This window comes from Thalassotalea sp. G20_0 (genome assembly GCF_017744175.1).
Classification (GTDB): Bacteria; Pseudomonadota; Gammaproteobacteria; order Pseudomonadales; family Endozoicomonadaceae; genus Endozoicomonas.
This window is the reverse complement of the sequence record NZ_JAGHQV010000486.1, coordinates 1-561: the sequence shown is the minus strand read 5'-3', so window position 1 is coordinate 561 and position 561 is coordinate 1. Positions and strand designations below refer to the sequence as shown.

The window sequence follows — 561 nt, the reverse complement described above, 5'->3', positions numbered from 1 at the left end:
GTTCATACGCACGCTTTTTACAGAACCTCCACTCATCATTTGATGATATTGATATTATCTGCACGAAAGAAGCATCTGTCAGAACCCTTTTTGACAAGCTGCAGGCACTGAACACCGACAGTGAGTCAGACATCCCCCAAAGCGTCATCATCTGGCCTGTCCCGGGATGTCAGGCGATGAAACTGCCAAAGGCCTGGAGTATTCATCTTAAAGATGGTGATCTGGGTATAAAGACAATGGGGTTTAAGGTTCATGTTGACACCAGAGTAACCGACGGAAATGCATCACGACTGCCCGTTCTCGTTCCTGGCGTTGAGAAGCCGGTATGGTGTTTGTTATTTGCTGAAGAAACCAGATTGCTGAACGATACGCTGCAATATCTCACGGATAACCTTGATCAGCTGACAGAGCAATTGCACAAAGGCGCAGCATTCGACCTGCCTCGAACCATTCTGTTTCACAACCCCCAAAATACCGGGGAGCGTATTTATGGTTTGCTGATAGGCTGTCTGTTTATCCTGAATAAAGCCAAACAGTTTATTGCCCTGCACTCTGAAGGAA

General features: G+C 46.7%; 1 protein-coding gene. It reads left to right on the top strand.

Going from position 1 to position 561, the window contains the following annotated elements; genetic code table 11:
• Positions 1 to 561, top strand: a 561-nt coding sequence (locus J7438_RS27175) for a hypothetical protein (RefSeq protein WP_209279126.1), incomplete at both ends; no start/stop codon positions are given.